The organism is Verrucosispora sp. WMMA2121 (assembly GCF_027460185.1).
Lineage (GTDB): Bacteria > Actinomycetota > Actinomycetes > Mycobacteriales > Micromonosporaceae > Micromonospora > Micromonospora palythoicola.
On sequence record NZ_JAPZBH010000006.1, the window covers coordinates 3,660,650 to 3,677,216 of the forward strand.

The following is a 16,567-nucleotide window of genomic DNA, read 5'->3' on the forward strand; positions in this document are numbered from 1 at the left end:
TGCGGTCCGATCAGTTGCAGGTCGTCACGGACAGCGAGCTGTCGCCGCAGAGCAGCAGGCTCGCCCGGCTACCACCGCCGGTCCGGTCGGCCGGAGCCGCCTCCAGTCCCTGAAGGTCGAGGAGCGCCATGTCGTGTCACCTCCCATCGGGCGTCGGGGTCAGGGTCGCCCCCGCTGTCGCGGGGGAGTCCGGTGCGCCGGTGAGGGGCGCGAGGAAGGGCAGGGTCGTCGGGGCGTCACGTCGGGTGGTGGCCAGCGCCAGCAGGACGCCCGCGGTGCCGGTGGCCAGGTCCATGGACAGCCGTAGCAACTGCTCGCCGGGGAAGGCGGTGCCGTCCCGGTACGGCAGGGCGTGCCAGCCCAGCCGCCGGACCTGGCCCTCCATCTCGTGGCGCAGCTGCGTGTCGTCACGGTGGGCGGCGAGGTAGGCGATGATGCCGGCCCGCCCGGCGAAGAGACCGGACTGCGCGTAGAACGGCGACCGGGCGGCGCGACGCACCCCGGCGCTCGCCTCGGCGAACTGCTCGTCGCCGCGGTGGCGCAGGTACTGGTCGAGGACGAGCCCGATGCCGACGCTGCCCTGGCCCAGGTAGGGCATGGTGCGCCAACCCTCGTTGACCTCCAGCGCGCCGTCGGGTCGGACCACGCAGCGGCGCAGGTCCTGGCGCAGCGCAATGGCGGCGTGGTCGAGCAGGTCCGGATCGCCGGTCAGCTCGTACAGGCGCACCAGCAGCAGCGCCGCGCCGGTCCGGCCGCGCAGCAGCCCGGCGTACGGGTGTCGCCCGCCGCTGACCTCGCCGCCGGGGTCGTCGGCGAGCCGTTCCACCAACTCTCCGGTGACCTGCCAGGCCGCCTCCCGCAGCGCCGGTTCGCCGGTACGCCCGCCCAGCTCGGCCAGGTTCAGGGCGATGCCGGCCAGCCCGCCGGCCAGACTGTGGTCCAGCCCGGTCGTCGACTCGCGGAGGCAGATGTCGAGCACGTCGAGCGCGTCCTGCCGGCGACCGAGCACCTCCAGGGCGTACGCGACGCCGTGCAGGCCGTCGTAGAAGCCGCACCGGGTGCCCGACGGCGGTGAGGTGGCCTGGCGGACCAGCCACTGCTCGTGTTCCGGCCACCGGCCGGCGCCGCCCTGGTGCAACGCGTACAGCACGCCGGCCGCCCCGTGGGCGAGGTTGAGCCCGCCGCTGCGGAACTGCTCGATGTCACCGGGGAACAGCCGGTCGGTGCGGGCGGGCGTGGCGCTGGTCAGGATGGCGCGGGCCAGCCGGTCCCGGTCGACGGAGGGGACGTCGGTGGTGGGTGGGACGCGGTTCCCGAGCTCGGCTTCCGCAGCGGTGATCTCCGCTACCGCCGCGTCGAGGAAGTCTCTCGGCACCGGGAAGGCGTCGGCGATGATGTCGGCCAGGTGTGCCGCCTTCGCCGGGACGAGGCGGACCAGCTGGGTCAGCGGCAGGAACAGGGCCAGCCGCAGGCAGGCCAGGGCGTAGTGGTCGACGGCCACGCCGGTGCGTCCCCGGGGCGCGGCGAAGCCCTGGTTGCGCAGGCCCGGCCGGCGGTGCCCGTCGACCGGGGCGGCCACCTCGAAGTCGACCAGCGCGACCCGGTCGTCCGGACGCAGCATGATGTTGAACAGGTGCAGGTCGCCGTAGACCAGGCCGCGCGCGTGGATCGCCCGGACGACCTCGTCGACCTGGCGGTGCACGTCCAGCGCCCAGCTCGCGTACGCGGCGCGGTCGTCGTCGGTCGCGTCGGCGTCGATCAGCGGGTAACGGTCGACCAGGACCTTGTTCAGCGGGCGGCCCTCGATGAACTCCAGGGCGAGGAACCGGTGGTCACCCAGGGCGAACTCGTCGTGCACCCGCGGCACCTGCGGCAGGTCGGCGAGCTGGCGCAGGACGGCGGCCTCCCGGGCGAGCCGGGTGACGGCGTCGGTGCCGTCGGCGTCCAGGCCGGCGTGCGGCCGGGCCTCCTTGAACACCAGCTGGGTGTCGGTGCGCCGGTCGCGTCCGACGTACAGGCCGCCACCGTTGGAGAAGTGGATGACCTTCTCGATCTGGTAAGGGACCTCGTCGGTGCTGGTCGCGTTGCGCGCGGCCAGGTGCGGCGCGAGGAAGTCGGGCAGCGCCACCCAGGACGGCAGGTGGAAGACCGGGTCGCGGCGGTCCGGCACCAGCGTGCCGGTCTCGTCCTCGACCGCCGGGACCACCTGGCCGTCGGGGGAGTGGCAGTACCGGGCGGCGAAGCCGCCGTAGCGGACGTACACCGGCCCGGCCGCGTACCGCAGGTCGCTGAGGATGTACGGGCCGGCCTCGCCGGTGAGCAGCTCGTCGAGTTCCTTGCAGACCAGTTCGAGTTCGGCGTCGTCGCGAGGGTAGACGGTCACGAACTTGCCGCTGGCGGCCCGGGCAGCGTACTTGGAGTTGCGCAGCAGCAGGGTGCGGGGGCCGCGCAGGAACTTGAACGACAGGCCCCGGGGTACGCAGTAGTCCCAGACGGTGTCCAGCACCCGGTCGGCGTTGGCGACCGTGGCCGACACGTGCACCTTCCAGCCCTGCTGCGGCAGGCGCTCGCCGTCCGGGGCGTGGATGAGCCAGTCGTCGAGCGACTCCCGGCGCCAACCCGCCGGCAGCGGCCGGGTCGCCGCGGGGAAGGTGGGCTGCGCGACGGCGCTGCCGAGGGAGTCGTAGAACAGCGGGTCGGCGGCGCAGTAGCTGTCGTAGCGCTCGTCCACTGTGTCGCCTCCCGTCCGCCTGTCGGCTGTGGTCCTGTCGATGGATTCGAGTCTGTCCGTTCGGCCTATGGCGTCCCTAGTGTTTTCAGTCATTGAGATGAATGCGTGCCGCACGACCGGTCGTGACAAATGACAGTTGCGGCGTAGCGGCGGGACTGTCCGGTTTCGCCCCGCCGGCGCGAGCCGCCGCCGGGTCGGCACCGTCGCACCCGGGCCGGTCCGGGCGGGTACGGTGCTGGCCGTGACCTCAGACGATCACCCTTGGGTGCCCGGCGGACCGGTCGCCGTGCTGACCAACCCGTCCGCCGGCCGTGGCCGGCACCGAGGACTGCTGCCGGACCTGCTGGACGGGCTCGCGGCCGCCGACCGGCCGGTGCGGCTGCTGCGGGCCGGCAGCGCGGTCGAGGCCGAGGCGGCCTGCCGGGCCGCCGTGGCGGAGGGGATCGGCGCCCTGGTCGCGGTGGGTGGCGACGGCACGGTGCACCGGGCGATGCAGGCTGTCGCCGGCACCCCGGTGCCGTTCGGGCCGGTGCCGGCGGGTACCGGCAACGACTTCGCGGTGGAGACCGGGTTCCCGGCCGATCCCCGGGCGGCCGTCGACGTCATCGCGGCGGCGCTGCGCGAGGGACGCAGCCGGCCGGTCGACCTGGCCCGGATGACCGGGGCCGACGGCACGGCCCGCTGGTACGGCGCGGTGCTGGCGGCCGGCTTCGACGCGATCGTCAACGAGCGGGCCAACCGGATGCGCTGGCCGCGCGGTCCACGCCGCTACGACCTGGCCATCCTGGTCGAGCTGGCCAAGCTACGGCCACGGCGGTACACCCTCACCCTCGACGGCGAGCGGATCGAGGTCGACGCGGTCCTGGTGGCGGTCGGCAACGGCGCCAGCTACGGCGGCGGGATGCGGATCTGCCCCGACGCGGACCCGACCGACGGCCTGCTCGACGTGGTGGTCGGCGGCCGGTTCGACCGACGTACCCTGATCCGGGTCAAGCCGCGCATCTACGCCGGCACCCACGTCACCCACCCGCTGGTGCGCACCTACCAGGCCCGCACCGTCACCCTCGCCGCCCACGGCATCACCACCTACGCCGACGGCGAACGCTCCCTCCCCCTCCCGCTGACCGTCACCGCCACCCCCGCCGCCCTGCACCTCCTCCGCTGACCGCGGGCCCCGTGATCATGCATCTGTGGCACACGACAAAAGGTGCATAGCCGGGCTAATCGGGTGCCACAACTGCATGATCGCGGGTCGGAGGGTGGGTGGGGTGTGTCAGGGGGTGGGGAGGAGGTCGAGGACGGTGCCGAGGGAGTTGGGGCGGCCGGGGTCGGCGGCGGGGAGGATCAGTGCCGCGCAGCCGGCGGCGACGGCACCGGCGTCGGCGGGGGAGTCGCCGACCATGAGCGCCTCCTCGGGGTCGACGCCGAGCAGGCCGCAGGCCCGCCAGAAGATCGCCGGGTCGGGCTTGCACCGGCCCACCTCGTACGACAGCACGTGGGCGTCGACCAGTTCGGCAAGTCCCCAGGCGTCGAAGAGGGGCCGGATGTCGAAGCCGATGTTGCTGACCACGGCCACCCGGACGTCGGCGGCCCGCAGGGCGGCGAGGGTCGGCGCGGCGTCGGGGTAGGGCACCCAGCCCTGCGGCACCAGCAGCCGTTCGTACAGCGCCTCGGCGAAGCCCTCGATGCCGGCGTCGACGGTGTCGGCCAGCCCGGTGTAGGCGCCCCGGTGGGCGTGCTCGTAGAGATCCCGGTCGGCCCAGAGCTCGGCCAGGTGCGGCGGTACCCGGGCGGGCAGCGGCCCACCGGCGCGGCCGGCGGTGAGCAGCCGGTCGGCCAGGGCGGTCGCGCGCGCCCGGTCCAGGTCCACGCCGCATGCCGACGCGGCGGCCAGCACCCACTGGCCGGCCTCCTCCACCTGCGCGAGGGTGCCGTGGAAGTCGAACAGCACCGCCCGCACCCGCCGACGGGAGGGGCCCCGATCGTCGATGTCGGGTACGGGGCTGGTCGGTTCGGCATGATCCGGCACGTGGTGCACCCTACCGACCCACTCGGACCGCCCCGGCGCTCGGCCTTGCCCGATGCCAGTCGGGGGCAGGCACTAATCTTGGGGCATGTCGAGCCCCGCCGAGCGGTACGCCGCGGCGCGCCGCCGGGCCGCCCAGGCCTCACAGTTCCCGGCGCTTGAAGAGTTCACCTCCGATCTGGGGTTCGATCTCGACGACTTCCAGCGGGAGTCCTGCCAGGCCTTGGAGCGGGGCAGCGGCGTCCTGGTGTGCGCGCCGACCGGTGCCGGCAAGACCGTGGTCGGCGAGTTCGCCGTACACCTGGCGTTGCGGGGTGCGCCCGGGCGGCCGGAACCGGCCGACGGGGCCCGGCGCAAGTGCTTCTACACCACGCCGATCAAGGCGCTGTCGAACCAGAAGTACCACGACCTGGTCGACCGGTACGGCGCCGCGCAGGTGGGGCTGCTCACCGGCGACAACGCCATCAACGGCGACGCCCCGGTGGTGGTGATGACCACCGAGGTGCTGCGCAACATGCTGTACGCCGGCTCGGCCACCCTCGAAGGCCTGGCGTACGTGGTGATGGACGAGGTGCACTACCTGGCCGACCGGTTCCGTGGCGGGGTGTGGGAGGAGGTCATCATCCACCTGCCCGCCTCGGTGACCCTGGTGTCGCTGTCGGCGACGGTCTCCAACGCCGAGGAGTTCGCCGACTGGTTGATCACCGTCCGGGGCGAGACCACCGTGGTGGTCAGCGAGCACCGGCCGGTGCCGTTGTGGCAGCACATGCTGGTCGGCAAGCGGATGTTCGACCTGTTCCACGACGCCGCCGCCGCCCGCAAGCACGACGTGCACCCGGAGCTGCTGCGCTACACCCGCGACACGGTACGCCGGCTGGATCTCGGCGAGGGCCGCTCCGCCGGCTTCGGTGCCGGCCGGCGCGGTCCCCGCTGGCGCGGGCCGCTGCGCCCCGACATCGTCGACCGGCTGGACCGCGAGGGACTGCTGCCGGCGATCCTGTTCATCTTCAGCCGGGCCGGCTGCGACGCCGCGGTGCAGCAGTGCCTCGCCGCCGGGCTGCGGCTCACCTCGCCCGAGGAGCGGGCGGAGATCCGCCGGGTGGTGGAGTCCCGGGTCACCGCGATCCCCGGCGAGGACCTGTCGGTGCTCGGCTACTGGGAGTGGCTCGACGGGCTGGAGCGCGGGCTGGCCGCGCACCACGCCGGGATGCTGCCGGCGTTCAAGGAGGTGGTTGAGGAGCTTTTCGTCCGTGGGCTGGTCAAGGCGGTCTTCGCCACCGAGACCCTCGCGCTGGGCATCAACATGCCGGCCCGCTGCGTGGTGCTGGAACGCCTGGTCAAGTACAACGGCGAGGCGCATGTCGACCTGACCCCGGGGGAGTACACCCAGCTCACCGGGCGGGCCGGGCGCCGGGGCATCGACGTGGAGGGGCACGCCGTGGTGGTGTGGTCTCCGGAGACCGACCCCCGGCACGTGGCCGGTCTGGCCTCCACCCGCACGTACCCGCTGCGGTCCAGCTTCCGACCGTCGTACAACATGGCGGTGAACCTGGTCGGCAGCGTCGGCGCGGAACCGGCCCGGGCGCTGTTGGAGTCGTCGTTCGCGCAGTTCCAGGCGGACCGCTCGGTGGTCGGGCTGGCCCGGCAGGTGCAGCGCAACACCGAGACCATCGAGGCGTACGGCGTGGAGGCGGAGTGCCACCACGGCGACTTCGACGAGTACTTCGCGCTGCGCGTCGCCATCGCCGACCGGGAACGGGCCATCGCCCGGCAGGGGCAGAGCCAGCGCCGGGCGGCGGCGGTGGCGGCCCTGGAGCGGCTGCGGGTGGGTGACGTGATCCGGGTGCCGTCCGGGCGGCGGGCCGGCCTGGCCGTGGTGCTCGACCCGGCGGCCGGCGGCTTCAGCGAGCCGCGCCCGCTGGTGCTCACCCAGGACCGCTGGGCCGGCCGGATCAGCCCCGGCGACTTCACCACGCCGGCCGAGGTGCTGGCCCGAATCCGGGTGCCCAAGCACTTCAACCACCGCAACCCGGCCGCCCGGCGGGACCTGGCTGCCCAGGTCAGCGGCACCGGGCTGGACCGGCACTCCCGCCGGGGGGCCCGAGGCCGGCAGTCGGGGGAGGACCACCAGCTCAGTCAGTTGCGCACCGAACTGCGTCGGCACCCCTGCCACGCCTGCCCGGAGCGGGAGGAGCACGCCCGCTGGGCCGAGCGCCGTCGCCGGTTGGAACGCGACACCGAGGAGCTGCGGCAGCGGGTCGCCGGCCGGACCGGGTCGTTGGCGCGTACCTTCGACCGGATCGTCGCGCTGCTCACCGCGCGCGGCTACCTCGCCACCGACGGCGCCGTCACCGACGCCGGCCGGATGCTCGGGCGGATCTGGACGGAGGCGGACCTGCTCGTCGCGGAGTGCCTACGGCGCGGCGTCTGGGACGGGCTGTCCCCGGCCGAACTTGCCGCCGCGGTGTCGGTGGTGGTCTTCGAGGCCCGCCGCGACGTCGACGAACGGGCCTCGCTGCCGCGCGGCGCGGTGGCCGAGGCGGTCGACGCGACCCTCAAGCTGTGGAGCGAGATCGAGGCCGAGGAGGCGTCGCGCGGGTTGGCCGTCACCCGCGAGCCGGATCTGGGTTTCGCCTGGCCGGTCTACCGCTGGGCCCGGGGCGAGGCGCTGGCGAAGGTGCTGACCAGCGGGCAACTCGACGGCGAGATGCCGGCCGGTGACTTCGTCCGCTGGGCCCGCCAGGTGGTGGACCTGCTCGGCCAGCTCGCCGACTCCGGTGGTGCCTCGACGGAGCTTCGCGCCACCGCTCGCCAGGCGATAAAGGACGTCAACCGGGGTGTGCTGGCGTACCACTCACCGGCCTGAGCCGGCCGCGACGGCGGCCGGTCGACCCTCGGAACCGACGCATCGCTGCGTCACCGCCGCGGCACCCCCCGAATTGGCCAGGGGTCCTGTTGTGCCTGGTGAGAGCGTCGCCGATGATGTCATCGGCGCGTGCGCTACGCGCCGGTAGCAGCTCTGGGGGGAGCCCACGTGGCGGACATCAATCACTTTGAGTACGGCTGGATCACACCGGCGTTGAGCTACGCGCTGTCGGTGCTCGGTTCCATCCTCGGCCTGGTCTGCGCCGGCCGCATCCGGACCGCCACCAGCACGGGCCAGAAACTCTGGTGGGGAACCCTGGCCGCCTGGGCGCTCGGCGGCACGGCGATCTGGACGATGCACTTCATGGCGATGCTGGGCTTCGCGGTGACCGGCACGCGGATCCGCTACGACGTGCCGATCACGGTCGCCAGCGCGCTGATCGCGGTGGCGGCCGTCGGTCTCGGGCTGGCGATCGTCGGCACCGGTCGGCTCTCGGCGGCCCGGATCCTCGGTGGCGGCCTGTTCACCGGCGCCGGGGTGGCGGCGATGCACTACACGGGCATGGCGGCGATGCGGCTGGACGGCCGGTTGGTCTACGACGACCTCCGGGTGGGCCTGTCGGTGCTGATCGCCGTGGTCGCCGCCTCCGTCGCCCTCTGGCTCGCGGTGACCGTACGCAAGGGAGTGGCGATCTTCGCCTCGGCGCTGGTGATGGGGGTGGCGGTCAACGGCATGCACTTCACCGGGATGAGCGCCCTGTCGGTGCACCTGCACGAGGAACGGGGAGAGGTCACCGGGGCCGGTGTCGGTACGCTGCTGATCCCGATCGTGCTGCTGGTCATCTTCGGCGTGGTCGGTCTGGTGTACGCGTTGCTGGCCGCACCCACCGACGAGGACCGCGCCGCGCTCGCCTACCTGGACGCCCGGCAACGGCCGCAGCCGACCACGGCCGCCGCCGCGACACCGGACGTCAGCGCACCCGATCCGGTGGGGCTGCGCGCCCGGTCGACACTGGCCCGTCCCGGTGCCCAGTTCCCGTCCCGCCGGGACCATTCGTCGCGTTGACGGTCGCGGAAAGTGTCGTACCCGGCACCGACGATGTATTCATGGCTGTCCCCGCCCTCACTCCGCGAAACGCCCCGGCGCGCTCGCTGCCCCTCCGCGAGGCGCGCACCCGACTCAGCCAACTCGTCGCCCTGGCCGAACTGACCGACTCGGTCACGGTGGTGACCCGCGACGGTGACTCCCGGCCGGTCGCCGCGATCGTGCCGGCGGCGGCCGCCCGCACGGTCGCCGAGGCCCGCGCCGACGCCGCCCGCCTGGCCGAGGTGACCGCCGGCTGGTCCCGACGCCTCGACGCGCAGCGGCAGCAGAGCGGGCGTCGGCACGCCGCCGAGCTGCGGGCGGTGACCATGGCGCTCGCCGAGGTCTGGGCCGAGCTGGATCGGCGCTTCCCGCCGGGCAGCGATCCGGCGCTCACCCGGTTGCGTGCGGCGCACACCCAACTGCTCGCCGACTGAGACCGCTCAGGGAGACCGGCGCAGGTTTCCGCCGGGTTCCCGCCCGGGCTCGACCCGGTCCGGGGGGCGAGCCACGGCTTCCGGCTCAGCGCCGGTCTGGGCGGCCCTTGAGCCGGCGGCCCAGCTCGCGGGCGATCTCCCGGTTGGCGTCGCGTTCGGCGAGCACCTGTCGCTTGTCGTAGGACCGGCGTCCCTTGGCCAGGGCCAGCTCGACCTTCGCCCAGCCGCCGGAGAAGTACATCGACAGCGGCACCAGGGTGATTCCGCCCTCGCGGGTCCGGTCGAGGATCCGGGCGATCTCCACCCGGCGCAGCAGCAGCTTGCGGGTCCGCCGGGGTGCGTGGTTGGTCCAGCTGCCGTAGCCGTACTCGGCGATGTGCAGGCCGTACAGCATGATCTCCCCGTCGCGTTCCTGCGCGAAGGCGTCGACGAGCGAGACCCGACCCGCGCGCAGCGACTTGACCTCGGTGCCGGCCAGCACGATGCCGGCCTCGTAGGTCTTGAGCACGGCGTAGTCGTGGCGGGCTCGACGGTTGGCCGCGATCAGGGTCCGCTCGGCGCTGGAGGAGGTGCCCATCCGGGGAAGGATAGCCGCACCGTGGGAGGGTTCAGGCCCGCTTGTCGTGCTCGCGCAGCCCGGCCCGCAAACGGCTCGCCAGCTCCGCCACCGCGGCCTCGAAGCGCGGATCGGATTCGCCGGGCCAGTGCCCGACGATCGGGTGCGGGACGCTGTCGCCGGGCGGCGGGACGACGCCGACCGGGTCGCGCAGTCGCCGGTCCACCGCGCCGGCGACACCGGACACCGTCGGCGGACGCTCCGGCCGGTGCGGCGAGAAGACCCAGCCCCCGATCGGGTCGGTGTCCCGCCACAGGTTGATCCACCGCCAGTTGACCCGGTCGCCCACGTCGCGGAGCACTTCGTCACTGACGTAGGCCGGAAACAGGCGGGCGTAGAGCCGGCGCAGCGGTGAGCCGTAGGTCAGCAGCGCCAACCGGCCGCACACCTCGGGTGGCAGTTGCAGGATCGTGGCGGCGAGCAGCACCGAGCCGTGACTGTGCCCGGTGAGCAGCACTCCGTGCCCCTGTGCGGTGAGGTACGCGATCCGTCGACCCAGTTCCGGAACCGCGCGCTCGGCGTAGCAGGGCGGTGCGAACGGATGCGCCAGCCGTGGCCAGAACGTCCCCAGATCCCACAGCACACCCACGTACCTGCGGAACCGGGACGTACGGTACGCGAAGACGCCGCCGACGAGCAGCGCGAGCAGCAGCGCCGCGATGAGGAAACTGCCCATCTGGATACCGAAGCTGGTCGCCGCGGCCGGAATGCCGGTCAGCTGCTGCACCGTGGTGTCCGGCGCCAGCCCCAGCATGCCGAGCAGGCTGCTGGGCATGCCCACCCCGACGACACAGGCGTACACCACCGCGAGTGACTCCAACCGTTCGGTGAACCGCGCCCGGGCGATCATGCGCTCGACCTGGTGCAGGCGGTACCGGGCGGCCGGCGGCGCGTCGGGAAAGTCGTGCGCGACGGTGGCCCGGGCGGTACGCATCCGGGGGACACGACTGGCCAGGCCGATGATCAGCGCCGCCAGCAGGGTGGCTGCCGCCGCCACCAGGAAGACGAAGATGGCCCACTTGTAGCCCAGCGGCGGGCTGATCTCCCGTTCACCGTCGGCGTCGGCACGGCGGTTGAGGAAATCGGCCACCCGGTAGACCAGGTCCGCGGAGATCGCCACCGCCAGCCCGGTCGCGCTGGCCGCGATCACCGGAGCACCCAGCCCGCGCAGCGGTCCGGCGCCGAGCCCGTCACGGCCGAATCCGCGCCGCGCCTCATCGGGCTCGACACTGGGTACGGGCGCCGCATCGCGGCCGGCGTCGCCACGGTCGGACGGATCGGGGCTGTCGGCGCTGTCCTGGCGTCGTCGGCTCCGGGCGATCAGCGCGCCCGTGCCGAGCAGGATCAGCAGGACCGCCTGGGAGGAGATGACCAGCCCGACGGCGGTGGCGTAGCCGGGCAGCCCGTCCCGGATCCGCCACGGAGTGGGGTCGACCGACACCGCGACCAGCACCACGGCGATCAGGGCGAAGGCCAGGTTGCGCAGCCCGTTGGAGATCCGGTCCGCGTACGAGCCGGTCGGCAGCAGGTCGACGAACCGGTGCGCGCAGACCAGCACGATGCTGACCACCAGCACCGCCCCGCAGACGACGGCCAGGGTCACGCTCAGCGGCGACGGGCCCGAGCCGATCCGGGCGGCGACCAGACCGAGGCCCAGGGTCATCAGCCCGGCGGCGCCGTGCAGTGAACAGAGCCGGTCCACGGTCGGCGCGCTGTCCCACTGACCCACGGCGCTGAGCTGGTGGCTGCCGGAGGTGCTGACGGGGGTGTGGAAGGCGGCGAAGTTGCGGCCGGGGCGGACACCGAGCAGCCACACCAGCATGAGCGCGCCGAAGGGCAGCAGCGCGAAGACGGCCAGGGTCAGCCCGGTGGGTCGGTCGCTGAGCCAGGACAGCCACGGCCGCCCGGCCAGGCAGGAGGGATTCGGCACGCACCGCCAGGCGAGCAGGTCCAGCGCCACACCCATCGCCGCCAGCACGTACAGCATGGTGAGGCTGAGGGCGAGCAACCGGCACAACGCCTTCACCCCGGAATCGGACCTGTTCCCAGGGGGCGGCCGCATCCAGATCGCGACGTTGCACAGCATGAACGGCAGCAGGAACATCAGCGACAGCGTGCGGACGGTGGTGCCGGAGGGCAGTTCACCCCAGCGGTACGCCTCCAGCGTCACGCCCGCCGGTCCCCTGGTGTCCGGATAGCCCGGGCGCGGCCGGTAGAACCCGCCGTTGCGGTCCCCGGCGACCTGATGGCTGTGCGGACGGTCGAGGATCTGTTCGGCGTCGGCGCCGGACACGCCGTGCACCCGCAGCTCCACGACGTCGTCCGACGCCCCCGGCTGGCTGGTCATCGACCCCCCGGAACGTGTGCACCAACCCGACCCGGCACGGGCGCGACGTCCCGGTGCGGTCTCCCGGTCTACCCACCGAGCCGGCGAACACGCCTGCCCGGCCGGTCAGACCGGCCGGCGGGTGAGAAAGTCGGCCAGGACCTCGGTGTGGGTGGAGAAGGCCAGCTCGGTCGGCTCGGTCAGCACCAGCCACTCGGTGGCCTCCGCGGTCGGCGCCGACGGCGGAAGCTCCTCGGCGGGCCGGGCCGGCAGCTCTCCGAAGATCAGCATGGTGCCGCCGGCCGGCGCGCTCCGCACGGTGACCAGCCTGGCGCCGGCCGCCTCGGCACGCAGGCCGGTCTCCTCACGCAGTTCACGGACCAGGGCGTCCTCCCACCGTTCGCCGTACTCGATGAACCCGCCGGGCAGCGCGAGCCGCCCCCGGGCGGGTTCGATGTCGCGCCGGACGACGACCACGCCGAGGCCGGTGGCGGTCAGCACCGGCTGTACGGCCACCGCCACCGGCAGTGGGTTGCGCCAGACCTGCTGGCCACAGGTCGCGCAGAGCCGGGGCCAGCCGATCGGCGGCGGGTAGGCCGCGCCACAGTACGAACAATGCGAGTACGCCACGCCGCTCATGCCGCAGCACGTTACCTCGGACCAGTCGAGGCTCACCGGTTGGCGCTGTGCGCCACCGGCATGCCCGCCCGGGCGTTGCCGATCGCGTCCTTGCGCCCCCACCGGCCCGGAATGTTCAACAGTTCGATCCGGCCGAAGCGCGGGGGAAGCGCCGGGTGCACCACCAGGTGCTCGCCGTAGGGCTCCAGGCCGAGCAGGCTGCGCAGCAGCAGGAACGTGGCACCGGTCGCGGAGGCCTGCGGGCTGTTCGCGGCCGGGTACGGCACCGGGTACCGGGTCAGTTCGCGGTCGTAGCCGGCGAAGGCCTCCGGCATCCGTCCGGCGAAGTGCTCGGACGCCTCGATGACGGCTTCCGCGATCTTTCCCGCCTCCTCGACGAAGCCGTAGTGGCGCAGCCCGCAGGCGATCAGCGAGTTGTCGAACGGCCAGACCGTACCGACGTGGTAACCGAGCGGGTTGTAGCTGGCCTGCCCGGTGGCCAGCGTCCGGACCCCCCAGCCGGAGTAGAGCCGTGGCCCGAGCAGGTGGCCGGCGACGGCGGCGGCCCGGGAGTCGTCCACGATGCCACTCCACAGCAGGTGTCCCATGTTCGACGCCAGCGCGTCGACCTGGTCACCGTCGGGGCCGAGCGCCAGCGCGAAATACTCACTCCCGTCGATCCAGAAGTCGCGGTTGAACCGCCGCTTGAGCTCTTCGGCCTGCCGTTCCAGGCGGTCGGCGTACGCCGGGTCGCCCCAGAACTCGCGGGCCAGTCGGGCTCCGCGCCGCTTCGCGTCGTACGCGTAGCCCTGCAACTCGCAGGTGGCGCGCGGCAGCCCCGGCAGCCGGCCGTCCCGGTAACAGATGGCCTCCGGCGAATCCTTCCAGCAGTGGTTCTGCGCCCCGCTCGCGTCGTTGCGCGGCTGGTACCAGAGGTAGCCGTCGCCGCGCAGGTCGCCGTACTCGTCGATCCAGTTCAGCGCCGCGCGGGCGGCGTCCTCCAGATCGCGCACCAGCGAGGCGTCGCCGGTCCAGCGCTCGTACTCGTCGAGCAGCACGACGAACAGGGGCGTCACGTCCGCTCCGCCGTAGTACGGCGACTGGGGACGCTGCTCGAAGGCGGCCATCTCCCCGTACCGGAACTCGTTGAGGATCTTGCCGGGTTCCTCGTCCCGGAAGTCGTCGAGCACCGTGCCCTGGTCGATGGCGAGCAGGCGCAGCGTGGTCGCCGCCATCCGGGGCACGAACGGCAGTGTCTGGTAACAGGTGAGCAGGTTGTCGCGGCCGATGATGGTGGCCGACCAGGGCAACCCGGCGGCGAGCATGGTCTCGTGCGGCAGCGCCAGCGGAGAGAAACGCAGGCCGGCCAGGTCCGCCAGCCCTCGTCGGTAGGTCGTGCACAGCGGCTCCCAGTCGCAGTACAGCCGGGGTGCCTCGGCGATCCACTCGCTCAGGTCGTGGCGCAACTCGGTGCCCATCTTGCCGTGCGGGTGCCGCAGCCGCTCCCGGATGTCCGCGCCGTCCGGACGCAGCACCAGCGCCCGCACCCGCAGGGTCGTGCTCCACCGGCCCTGCCGGTCGACCCGGATCCGGAAGGTCAGCCCGTGCTCGTCGAACTCCGCCGGCTCGCTCGCCGAGACGTCGGTGACCCGGTGGAACTTCTCCCGCCGGTAGCCGAGCCGCAGGCCGTCCGCCGAGACCTCGCGGTAGCCGCGCAGCGCCGACGCGTGCGGCCAGATCACGTCGTAGACCGGGGCGAAGTCGCTGTCCACGTCGATACGCAGCACGTAGTCGACCGGGCCGTTGGTGTGGTTGAGCACGGTGAGGTGTTCGACGAAGGCGCTGTCGGAGATCCACCGGTCGCGGATCATCGAGACCTTCGCGTCGACGTAGTGGGTCGGATGACCGGGCACCAGGAAGAACCGGATCTTGTAGTAGCTCGGATCGTGCACGGCCAGTGGGTGCAGCCGTTCCCCGTCGAGCCGTACCCGCCAGGTGGACAGGAAGCGGGTGTCGAAGGCGAAGAACCCGGCCGGATTGGTGGGGCTGAAATCCATGTCGCCGTTGTCGTCGCTCAGCGCGAAGAGGTTGCCGTCGAGGATGCGGACAAGCTTCTTCACCGTGGCTCCCCCTCGCCGACCGGGGGGACCACGCCGTGCCGCGACGGCTGTCCGGGGTCGGCCAGCGCCCGGTGATTGCGGTGGACGGCCACCTCACGCGGGTGGTGGGCGTCGGGCGGCGGTGCGAACAGGCGCTCCAGCATGATGACGAACCGGAACTCGCCGTCGGCGGTGAAGTCGTTGCGCAGCCACGCCGACAGTGGCTTGACCTCGCCGCGGGCCATCCGGAGGAACAACTGCGCGTCGGCCCGGATCACCGTGTCCACCTCCGCGACGTCGTCGCGTGACACCGTGATCCGGCCCCGGTCGATGGTGACCAGCCAGTGGTCGACCCGGTCGGGATAGGCCAGGTCGAACCGAACGGTGCCGGAGACCTGCCGCAGCATTCGCCCCCCACCCCTGGTGAGACCGTCGAAGAAGTCGTGCACCGCCTCCGACATCCCGGACCTCCTGCGGGCTGTGCCCGGCCGACGAGGGCTGCTGCCGGGGCGACCCGAGCCGGCGGCGAAGCGCCGGTCAACCCCTCCGCCATGGTCACCTTAGCGGCTTTGATCCGCTCTGGTGCTGGTCTGTACTACTGGCCCACCTTCAGGTGCGCCCGGGCGTCCGAGCCGAGGGTCGGAGATCGGCGTTGGTTTCCGGCCGGCCGCCGCCTATGGTGGTCCGATGCGATCCGCCGTGCTGCTCAGCCGCGCCGCCGCCGTCCCGGCGGCGGCCGGTCTGCGCGTGCCGGGCGCGGCCACTCCGGCGCCCCGGTTCTCGGCACCGGCCGGTCACGGCCAGCCGCGCCCCGCCGGTCGCAGCCCTCCGGACACCGGGCACGGACACGTGACGGCAAGGGCGAAGCGTTCCGCTTCGGCCCTTTTTCTTTTCCGGAGAGGGAACCGACATGAGCGAACGGACCGACAGCCACGACCAGCAGTGGATCAGCGAGCTCGAAACGACGCTGCACCACGAGTTCGAGGCCCAGACGACCCGGCTGACCGAGTTGACGGCCGACACCGGCGATCCGGGGGAGGCGCACACGAATGCCGCGCTGATCGCCGCGACCCGGCTGAGCCTCGACCAGATCGCCGGGGCGCTGCGGCGCCTCACCGCCGGCGGCTACGGCAGGTGCGAGCGGTGCGGAACGGACATTCCCCGGGAACGCCTGGAGATCCTGCCGCACGCGCGGTTCTGCGTGCCGTGCCAGCAGAAGCAGCAGGGCTGACCGGGTGGACCGGCCGTCGGCCTTACGGGTGCGACGGCCGGTCCGTGGACACCTCGGGCGATCCGGTCACCGCGGGCGGCTCGACGCGCAGGCTGGCGGTGACGGTCGCGGTCAGGCCGTCGGGCCGGCGGGTCAGCGTCAGCGCCCCGGTCAGGTGATGGGCGAGCCAGAGGCCCCGGCCACCCGGGGTGTTCGTCGCCGGCAGGTGCACCGGCAGGTCCGCGCCGCGCTCAGGCCCGTGATCGGTGACCTCGCAGACGAGCAGGTCGGCCCGCCGGAAGAGGTCGAGTCGCCCCTGGCCCCCGCCGTGCAGCACGGCGTTGGTGACCAGCTCGTGCACGGCCAGGACGAGATCCTCGGCCACGTCGCCGGTGAGGCCGGCGGCGGCCACCCGGGCGGTGAGCAGGTGTCGTAGCGCTGTCACCGTCTGCGCGGTGAACGTCTCGGACAGCAGGGACGTGGCCTCGCCGCCGGGGGCCGGGTCGCCGGAATCCCGGGAGTCCGACGGGCCGAGGTTGTTCATGCAGGCAGATT

The 16,567-nt window shown here is 73.0% G+C and carries 14 protein-coding genes; 5 read left to right on the forward strand and 9 right to left on the reverse strand.

What is annotated here, in order from left to right:
* Positions 1-10 precede the first annotated feature (10 nt).
* Together O7605_RS25425 and lanKC are read right to left on the reverse strand one after the other, a co-directional pair.
* On the reverse strand, positions 11-130 hold the full coding sequence (locus tag O7605_RS25425) for a SapB/AmfS family lanthipeptide (RefSeq protein WP_093405935.1): 120 nt from the start codon (positions 128-130) through the stop codon (positions 11-13).
* A 6-nt stretch (positions 131-136) separates the two neighbouring features.
* Positions 137-2,731 (reverse strand): class III lanthionine synthetase LanKC, encoded by a 2,595-nt coding sequence (gene lanKC, locus O7605_RS25430; RefSeq protein ID WP_269741493.1) that lies wholly within the window; start codon positions 2,729-2,731, stop codon positions 137-139.
* Positions 2,732-2,963: 232 nt separating this feature from the next.
* Between lanKC and O7605_RS25435 the strand changes: the two genes are divergently transcribed.
* On the forward strand, positions 2,964-3,896 hold the full coding sequence (locus O7605_RS25435; protein ID WP_269741494.1) for a diacylglycerol kinase: 933 nt from the start codon (positions 2,964-2,966) through the stop codon (positions 3,894-3,896).
* Positions 3,897-4,004: 108 nt separating this feature from the next.
* Here the strand turns inward: O7605_RS25435 and O7605_RS25440 are convergent, their stop codons facing one another.
* Complete coding sequence (locus O7605_RS25440) at positions 4,005-4,760, reverse strand: HAD family hydrolase (RefSeq protein ID WP_269741495.1); 756 nt, start codon at positions 4,758-4,760, stop codon at positions 4,005-4,007.
* Between the two features lie 85 nt (positions 4,761-4,845).
* On the opposite strand from O7605_RS25440, the gene O7605_RS25445 reads away from it, so the two are divergent.
* The 3 genes from O7605_RS25445 (at position 4,846) to O7605_RS25455 (ending at position 9,143) form a co-directional block, all read left to right on the forward strand.
* Positions 4,846-7,623: a DEAD/DEAH box helicase gene (locus O7605_RS25445; RefSeq protein WP_269741496.1), complete on the forward strand. Its 2,778-nt coding sequence runs from the start codon at positions 4,846-4,848 to the stop codon at positions 7,621-7,623.
* 168 nt (positions 7,624-7,791) lie between these two features.
* On the forward strand, positions 7,792-8,688 hold the full coding sequence (locus O7605_RS25450) for an MHYT domain-containing protein (protein WP_269741497.1): 897 nt from the start codon (positions 7,792-7,794) through the stop codon (positions 8,686-8,688).
* Between the two features lie 41 nt (positions 8,689-8,729).
* Positions 8,730-9,143 carry a type II toxin-antitoxin system Phd/YefM family antitoxin gene (locus O7605_RS25455; protein ID WP_269741498.1) on the forward strand — a complete coding sequence of 138 codons (414 nt, stop codon included), beginning with the start codon at positions 8,730-8,732 and terminating at the stop codon, positions 9,141-9,143.
* Between the two features lie 85 nt (positions 9,144-9,228).
* Here O7605_RS25455 and smpB read toward each other — a convergent pair whose 3' ends face one another.
* The 5 genes from smpB to O7605_RS25480 form a co-directional block, all read right to left on the reverse strand.
* Positions 9,229-9,720, reverse strand: coding sequence for an SsrA-binding protein SmpB (gene smpB, locus O7605_RS25460; protein WP_269741499.1), 492 nt, complete (start codon positions 9,718-9,720; stop codon positions 9,229-9,231).
* 31 nt (positions 9,721-9,751) lie between these two features.
* Positions 9,752-12,106 carry a hypothetical protein gene (locus tag O7605_RS25465; protein ID WP_269741500.1) on the reverse strand — a complete coding sequence of 785 codons (2,355 nt, stop codon included), beginning with the start codon at positions 12,104-12,106 and terminating at the stop codon, positions 9,752-9,754.
* Positions 12,107-12,211: 105 nt separating this feature from the next.
* On the reverse strand, positions 12,212-12,724 hold the full coding sequence (locus O7605_RS25470; protein ID WP_269741501.1) for an NUDIX domain-containing protein: 513 nt from the start codon (positions 12,722-12,724) through the stop codon (positions 12,212-12,214).
* A 32-nt stretch (positions 12,725-12,756) separates the two neighbouring features.
* Positions 12,757-14,823 carry an amylo-alpha-1,6-glucosidase gene (locus O7605_RS25475; RefSeq protein ID WP_269741502.1) on the reverse strand — a complete coding sequence of 689 codons (2,067 nt, stop codon included), beginning with the start codon at positions 14,821-14,823 and terminating at the stop codon, positions 12,757-12,759.
* Entirely contained in the window at positions 14,820-15,263 is a 444-nt protein-coding gene (locus O7605_RS25480) for an SCP2 sterol-binding domain-containing protein (RefSeq protein ID WP_269741503.1), read from the reverse strand. The genes O7605_RS25475 and O7605_RS25480 overlap by 4 nt, the downstream gene beginning before the upstream one ends.
* A gap of 449 nt (positions 15,264-15,712) precedes the next feature.
* Between O7605_RS25480 and O7605_RS25485 the strand changes: the two genes are divergently transcribed.
* Positions 15,713-16,033 (forward strand): TraR/DksA family transcriptional regulator, encoded by a 321-nt coding sequence (locus O7605_RS25485; protein WP_269741504.1) that lies wholly within the window; start codon positions 15,713-15,715, stop codon positions 16,031-16,033.
* Between the two features lie 22 nt (positions 16,034-16,055).
* On the opposite strand, the gene O7605_RS25490 is transcribed toward O7605_RS25485, so the two are convergent.
* Positions 16,056-16,556, reverse strand: a complete 501-nt coding sequence (locus O7605_RS25490; RefSeq protein WP_269741505.1) for an ATP-binding protein — start codon at positions 16,554-16,556, stop codon at positions 16,056-16,058.
* Positions 16,557-16,567: the final 11 nt, after the last annotated feature.

Excerpts from the sequence above, each read along its gene's own strand:
- O7605_RS25470 (WP_269741501.1), bottom strand. The coding sequence starts at position 12,724 with ATGAGCGGCGTGGCGTACTCGCATTGTTCGTACTGTGGCGCGGCCTAC.
- O7605_RS25485 (WP_269741504.1), top strand. The coding sequence starts at position 15,713 with ATGAGCGAACGGACCGACAGCCACGACCAGCAGTGGATCAGCGAGCTC.
- O7605_RS25425 (WP_093405935.1), bottom strand. The coding sequence starts at position 130 with ATGGCGCTCCTCGACCTTCAGGGACTGGAGGCGGCTCCGGCCGACCGG.
- O7605_RS25445 (WP_269741496.1), top strand. The coding sequence starts at position 4,846 with ATGTCGAGCCCCGCCGAGCGGTACGCCGCGGCGCGCCGCCGGGCCGCC.
- smpB (WP_269741499.1), bottom strand. The coding sequence starts at position 9,720 with ATGGGCACCTCCTCCAGCGCCGAGCGGACCCTGATCGCGGCCAACCGT.
- O7605_RS25455 (WP_269741498.1), top strand. The coding sequence starts at position 8,730 with ATGGCTGTCCCCGCCCTCACTCCGCGAAACGCCCCGGCGCGCTCGCTG.
- O7605_RS25480 (WP_269741503.1), bottom strand. The coding sequence starts at position 15,263 with ATGTCGGAGGCGGTGCACGACTTCTTCGACGGTCTCACCAGGGGTGGG.
- O7605_RS25490 (WP_269741505.1), bottom strand. The coding sequence starts at position 16,556 with ATGAACAACCTCGGCCCGTCGGACTCCCGGGATTCCGGCGACCCGGCC.
- O7605_RS25465 (WP_269741500.1), bottom strand. The coding sequence starts at position 12,106 with ATGACCAGCCAGCCGGGGGCGTCGGACGACGTCGTGGAGCTGCGGGTG.